2 protein-coding genes are annotated in these 7,071 nt (G+C 75.5%); both read left to right on the forward strand.

The window, feature by feature from the left end:
• Positions 1-2,992: SDR family NAD(P)-dependent oxidoreductase (locus A2U95_RS02765; RefSeq protein WP_166020642.1), on the forward strand; the 2,992-nt coding region annotated here is incomplete at its 5' end.
• Between the two features lie 4 nt (positions 2,993-2,996).
• A partial coding sequence (locus A2U95_RS02770; protein ID WP_420857009.1) for an SDR family NAD(P)-dependent oxidoreductase occupies positions 2,997-7,071 on the forward strand: 4,075 nt, incomplete at its 3' end.

Here is a 7,071-nt window from a genome sequence, read left to right on the forward strand (position 1 = left end):
CGGGGTCCAGCCGGCCGCGGTGATCGGTCACTCGCAGGGCGAGATCGCCGCCGCCGCGGTGGCGGGGATCCTGTCGCTGGAGGACGCGGCCAAGGTCGTGGCCCTGCGCTCCCGCGCCATCACCGCGCTGGCGGGTCTCGGCGGCATGGTCTCGATCGCCCAGCCCGCCGCCTGGGTCCGCGACACGATCACCGCGTGGGACGGGCGGATATCCGTCGCCGCCGTCAACGGTCCCTCCTCGACCGTGGTGTCGGGTGACGTGGACGCCCTGGACCAGCTGATCGCCGCGTGCGAGTCGGCCGGGGTCCGCGCCCGCAGGGTGGACGTGGACTACGCGTCCCACTCCGCGCACGTCGAAGCCATCCGCGACGAACTCGCGCGCCTGCTGGACGGCATCACGCCGCAGCAGGGCGGCACGCCGCTCTACTCCTCCCTCACCGGACGCCTGCTGGCCGAGACGGTGATGGACGGCGGCTACTGGTACGACAACCTGCGCAACACCGTCGAGTTCGAGGACGCCACCCGCGCCGCCCTCGCCGACGGCCACACCGTCCTCATCGAGGTCAGCCCCCACACGGTGCTCTCCCTGGGCCTCCAGGGCACCGTCGAGGACGCCGGCACCGACGCCGCCGTCCTCGGCACCCTCCGCCGCGACGAGGGCGGCCCGGAGCGCTTCCTCACCTCCCTGGCCGAGGCGCACTGCCACGGCGTGGCCGTCGACTGGGACACGGTCTACGCGGGCACCGGCGCCCGCCGCACCGACCTGCCCACCTACGCCTTCCAGGGCAACCGCTACTGGATCGCGGACGAGATCGCCCCGCCCGCTCCGGCGGCCGCCGAGGTGAACCCCGCCGACGCAGCCTTCTGGGAGGCCGTCGAGCACGCCGACGTCCAGGCCGTCGCCGACGTCCTCCGCGTCGACGCCGAGGAGGCCTCCCTGGCCCTGGGCGCCACCGTGCCCTACCTGTCCGCCTGGCGGAAGCGGCTGCGGGAGACCTCCTCCACCGACGACTGGCGGTACGAGGTCACCTGGCGGGCGCACCCCCGGCCCTCCACCGCCCGCCTCACCGGCACCTGGCTGGTGCCCGTCGCGGAGAGCCTGGCCGACGACCCGTACACGGCGGCCGTCCTCGCCGCGCTCGAGCAGCACGGCGCCGAAGCCGTCCTGCTCCCGGTCCCCGAGGCGGACACCACCGACCCGCAGGCGCTCGCCGCCCGCGTCGGCGACGCCCTCGCCCCGGAGCACCCGGCCGCCCCGGCCGGGATCCTGTCGCTGCTCGCCCTCGACGGCGTCCCGCACCCGGACGCCTCCGCGGTGCCCCGCGGCTACGCCGCCACGGTGACCCTGCTCCAGGCCCTGGGCCGGGCGGGCGTCCACGCGCCGCTGTGGACGGCCACCCGCGGGGCCGTCTCCGTCAACGTCGCCGACCCCCTCGACTCGCCCTACCAGGCAGCCGTCTGGGGCATGGGCCGCGTCGCCGCGCTGGAGCACCCGGACCGGTGGGGCGGCCTGATCGACCTGCCGTCCGTCCTCGACGAGCGCACCTCGGCGCTGCTCGCCGCCGCCCTCGGCGACACCGGACCGGAGGACCAGCTCGCCGTCCGCACGGCCGGGACCTTCGTGCGGCGCCTGCGCCGCCTGCCCCTGAAGGCCGCGTCCGGCGACAACTCCTGGCGCACCCAGGGCACGGTCCTCGTCACCGGAGGCACCGGCGCGCTCGGTGGCCAGGTCGCCCGCTGGCTCGCGGGCAACGGCGCCGAGCACCTCCTGCTCGTCAGCCGCCGTGGCCCCGCCGCACCGGGCGCCGACGCGCTGCGCGACGAACTCACCGCCCTCGGAGCCCAGGTCACCGTCGCCGCCTGCGACACCGGGGACCGCGACGCGCTCGCCGCCCTCCTCGCGTCCGTGCCCGAGGACCGGCCGCTGAGCGCCGTGGTGCACACCGCCGCCGTGCTCGACGACAGCGTCATCGACTCGCTGGGCCTCGAGCAGATCGACCGGGCCCTGCACGCCAAGGCGCGGGCCGCGTTCAACCTGCACGAGCTGACCGCCGGCCTCGGCCTCAAGGCGTTCGTGCTCTTCTCCTCCTTCGGCGGCACCGTCGGCACCCCCGGCCAGGGCAACTACGCCCCGGGCAACGCCGTCCTGGACGCCCTCGCCGTGCACCGCAGGGGCCGCGGCCTGCCCGCCACCTCCGTCGCCTGGGGCGCCTGGGCGGGCGGCGGCATGGCCGAGGGCGACTTCGGCGACACCCTCAACCGCCACGGCCTGCGGGAGATGAAGCCCGAACTCGCCACCGGGGCGCTCCAGCAGGCACTGGAGCAGGACGAGACCAGCCTGCTCATCGCCGACATCGACTGGGAACGCTTCTACACCGCCTTCACCGCGATCAGGTCCAGCCCGCTGCTCGAGGACGTCCCCGAGGTCCGGGCGGTCGCCCGGGCCCTGGCCGAGGCCGGCGGCGGCGACGAGCCGTCCGAGCTGGTCCAGCGCCTGGCCGGCCTGACCGAGCAGGAGCAGGAGAACGTCCTCGTGGAGCTGATCCGCGAGTGCGTCTCCGCGGTCCTCGGCTTCTCCGGGAACGAGGCCGTGCCGGTCCGCAAGGCGTTCCGCGAGATGGGCTTCGACTCCGTCACCGCCGTCGAGCTGCGCAACCGACTGTCCTCCCGGACCGGCCTGAAACTGCCGGTCACGACCGCGTTCGACTACCCCACTTCCAAGACTCTGGCCGCGTTCATGCGGGACCGGCTACTCCAGGACGGTGAGGCCGTCGCGACGGCCGCCCTCGAGGAGCTCGACCGGATCGAGACCGCGATGGCGTCCGTCGCCGCCGACGACGTCGGCCGGACGCGAGTCCTGCTGCGGATGAAGGCGATGGTCGCCGCCTGGCAGGAATCCCATGGCGACGCGCCGGCCTCGGCGGCGGAGATCGACTCCGCCTCCGACGACGAGATGTTCCAGCTTCTCGGCGAGAAGTTCGGCATCTCGTAACCCGCTGCCCCGCGCGGCGACGACACGTCAAGGAAAGGACGTCAGGGTGGCGAACGAAGAGAAGCTCCGCTATTTCCTCAAGCGCGTCAGCACCGATCTCGACGCGGCCCACGAGCGGCTGCGAGAGATGGAGGCCCGCAACACGGAGCCGATCGCGGTCGTCGGCATGAGCTGCCGGTTCCCCGGCGGCGTGCACAGCCCCGCCGCCCTGTGGCGGATGATCCACGACGGCGTCGACGCCATGGCGCCCTTCCCCACCGACCGCGGCTGGGACCTGGGGTCGATCATCGACGACACCGGTTCCGGCCAGGCGGGCACCTCGTACGTCGCCGACGGCGGATTCCTCGACGGCGTCGCGGAGTTCGACCCGGCGTTCTTCGGCATCTCGCCGCGCGAGGCGCTCGCCATGGACCCGCAGCAGCGCCTGCTGCTGGAGACCTCCTGGGAGGCCTTCGAACACGCGGGCATCGACCCGGAGGCCGTGCGGGGCAGCCACGTGGGGGTGTTCGCCGGCACGAACGGCCAGGACTACCCGCTGCTGCTGGTCGGCAACCAGTCCGGCCTGGAGGGCTACCTCGGCACCGGCAGCGCCGCCGCCGTGGTGTCGGGCCGCGTCTCCTACACCCTCGGCCTGGAGGGCCCGGCCGTCACCGTCGACACCGCCTGCTCGTCCTCGCTGGTCGCGCTGCACCTCGCCGTGCAGTCCCTGCGCTCCGGCGAGTCCACGATGGCCCTCGCCGGCGGCGTCACCCTGATGGCCACCCCCGGCATGTTCATCGACTTCAGCCGGCAGCGCGGTCTCGCCGGGAACGGCCGCTGCAAGGCGTTCGCCGAGGCCGCCGACGGCACCGGGTTCTCCGAGGGTGTGGGCATGCTGCTGCTGGAGCGGCTGTCGGACGCCCGCCGCAACGGCCACCAGGTCCTCGCGGTGGTGCGCGGCTCCGCCGTCAACCAGGACGACGCCACCCGCGCCGCCCTCGCCGACGGCCACACCGTCTTCGTCGAGGTCAGCCCCCACCCGGTCCTCGGCCTGGGCCTCCAGGGCACGGCCGAGAACGCCGCCGTCCTGGGCACCCTCCGCCGCGACGAGGGCGGCCTGGACCGCTTCCTCACCTCCCTCGCGGAAGCGCACTGCCACGGGGTCACGGTCGACTGGGAGACCGTCTTCGCCGGCACCGGCGCCCGCCCCACCCCCCTCCCCACCTACGCCTTCCAGCGGCAGCGCTACTGGCCGGAGTCCCCCGCCGCCGAACTGGCGGAAACCCTCGACCCCGAGGACGCCCGCTTCTGGGAAGCCGTGGAGCGGCAGGACCTCGAGGCGCTCGGGGAGGCACTCGGCGCGGTGGACGAGGCCACCGGGGCCTCCCTGGCGGCGGTCCTTCCGGTGCTCGCGTCCTGGCGCCGCCGGCGCTCCGAGCGAACGGCCGCGGAGGCGTGGCACTACCGCGTCGCGTGGAAGCCCGCCTCCGCCCCGTCCCTGGACGCCACCCTGTCCGGGCGATGGCTGCTCGCCGTCCCCGACCGCCTCGCCGACGACGACCGGCTCGTGGTGGAGACCGTCGCCGCCGGACTCGCCCGGCACGGCGCCGAGGTCGCCAGGATCGTCGTCCCCGCCGAGGCCGCCGACCGGGACCGGCTCGCCGCGCTGCTGGCCGGCGACTGGCGCCTGACGGGCGTCCTGTCCCTGCTGGCACTGGCCGACGGGGCCCACGCCACGCACCCGGAGGTCCCGGCCGGCCTCGCCGGTGATCTCGCGCTGCTCCAGGCCCTCGGCGACGCGGCGGTCGAGGCCCCGCTGTGGTGCGTCACCCGGGCCGCCGTCGCCACCCACGAGCGGGACCCGCTGCCCCGCCCCGACCGCTCGGGCGTCTGGGGCCTCGGGCAGGTGGCCGCACTCGAACAGCCCGACCGGTGGCGCGGCCTGATCGACCTTCCGCTCGTCGTGGACGACCGGGCCGTCGACCGCCTCGCCGGTCTCCTGGCCGACGGCGACCGTGACGGCGACGAGTTCGCCGTGCGCGCCACCGGCGTCCTCGCCCGCCGGCTCGAGCGCGCTCCGCTCGCCGGGAACACCGACGCCTGGACGCCCGGTGGCACCGTCCTCGTCACCGGGGGCACCGGCGCACTCGGCGGCCACGTGGCCCGCTGGCTGGCCCGGAACGGCGCCGCCCACATCGTGCTGCTCAGCCGCCGCGGCCCGGACGCCCCCGGCGCCACGGACCTGTGCGAAGAGCTGGCCGGCCTGGGAGCACGCGTCACCCTCACCGCCTGCGACGTCGCCGACCGCGCCGCGCTGGCGGCCGTACTGGACGCGATCCCCGCCGAGCAGCCGCTGACCGCCGTCGTCCACACGGCGGGCGTGCTCGACGACGGCGTCCTGCCCTCCATGAGCCCCGCCCGCCTCGCCCCGGTGCTCGCCGCCAAGGCGACCGCCGCCCTCCACCTGCACGAGCTGACCCGCGACCTGCCGCTCGACGCGTTCGTGCTGTTCTCCTCCCTCGCCGGCACGTTCGGCAACGCCGGCCAGGCCAACTACGCCTCCGCCAACGCCGTGCTGGACGCCCTCGCCCAGCACCGCCGCGGCCTCGGACTGCCCGCGGTCTCCATCGCCTGGGGCGCCTGGGGCGGCGGCGGCCTCGCCACCGACCCCCTGGTGGCCCGGCGCATGGAGCGCGGCGGCATGCCCGCCATGGACCCCGAGACCGCCGTGGCCGTCATGGCCCGCTCGGTCACCACCGGCGCGCCCTGCACGGCCGTCGCCGACGTCGACTGGTCCGTCCTCGCGCCCGCCCGGCTCGCCACCGGACGGATCTCCCTCGTCCGCGACATCGACGACGTGCGGCGCGCCCTCGCCACGCCGGGCGGAGCGCCCGCGCCCGCCGAGGAGACCGCGGCCGGCGCCCTGACCGCACAGCTCGCCGCTCTCACGCCCGCCGACGGCACGCGCCTGCTCCTGGACCTCGTCCGAGGCCGGGCGGCCGCCGTCCTCGGCCACGCGTCCGCCGAGGCCGTGCTGCCCGGCAAGGCGTTCCGGGAACTCGGCTTCGACTCCCTCACCGCCGTCGAACTGCGCAACTCCCTGGCCGCGGCGACCGGCCTGCGACTGCCCACCACCCTCGTCTTCGACCACCCGAACCCCACCGCACTCGCCACCCACCTCCACGCCGAGCTCACCGGGGCGCCGGACACCGCCGGCCCGCCCGTCCGCCACGCCGCACCCGACGACCGTGACGAGCCCGTCGCGATCGTCGGCATGGGCTGCCGCTTCCCGGCCGGCGTGTCCGGCCCGGACGACCTGTGGCAGCTGCTCCTGGCGGGCACCGACGCGATCTCGCCGCTGCCCGCCGACCGCGGCTGGAGCCTGGAGGACTACTACGACCCCGACCGGCCCGGCGCCTCACGCGCCCGGGAAGGCGGGTTCATCGACGCCATCACCGAGTTCGACCCCGCGTTCTTCGGCATCTCGCCGCGCGAGGCGCTGGCCATGGACCCGCAGCAGCGGCTCCTGCTCGAGACCACCTGGGACACCCTCGAACGCGCGGGCATCGCCCCCACCTCACTCCGCGGCAGCCGCACCGGCGTGTACATCGGCACCAACGGCCAGGACTACGCCAACCTCCTGATCGGCTCCACCGAGGGCGTCCAGGGATACGTCGCCACCGGCAGCTCCGCCAGCGTGCTGTCCGGCCGGGTCTCCTACACCCTCGGCCTGGAGGGCCCGGCCGTGTCCGTCGACACCGCCTGCTCCTCGTCCCTGGTGGCCCTCCACCAGGCCGTCCAGGCACTGCGCGCCGGAGAGTGCGACCTCGCCCTCACCGGCGGGGTCACCGTCATGGCCACCCCGGGCGTCTTCCTGGAGTTCAGCCAGCAGGGCGTCCTCGCCTCCGACGGCCGGGTGAAGGCCTTCTCCGACGACGCGGACGGCACCGGCTGGGGTGAGGGCGTCGGCGTCCTGCTGGTCGAGCGGCTCTCCGACGCCCGCCGCAACGGCCACCGGGTGTTGGCGGTCGTGCGCGGCTCGGCGATCAACCAGGACGGCGCCAGCAACGGTCTCACCGCCCCCAACGGGCCCGCCCAGC

This window comes from Streptomyces chilikensis (assembly GCF_001642695.1).
Classification (GTDB): Bacteria; Actinomycetota; Actinomycetes; order Streptomycetales; family Streptomycetaceae; genus Streptomyces; species Streptomyces chilikensis.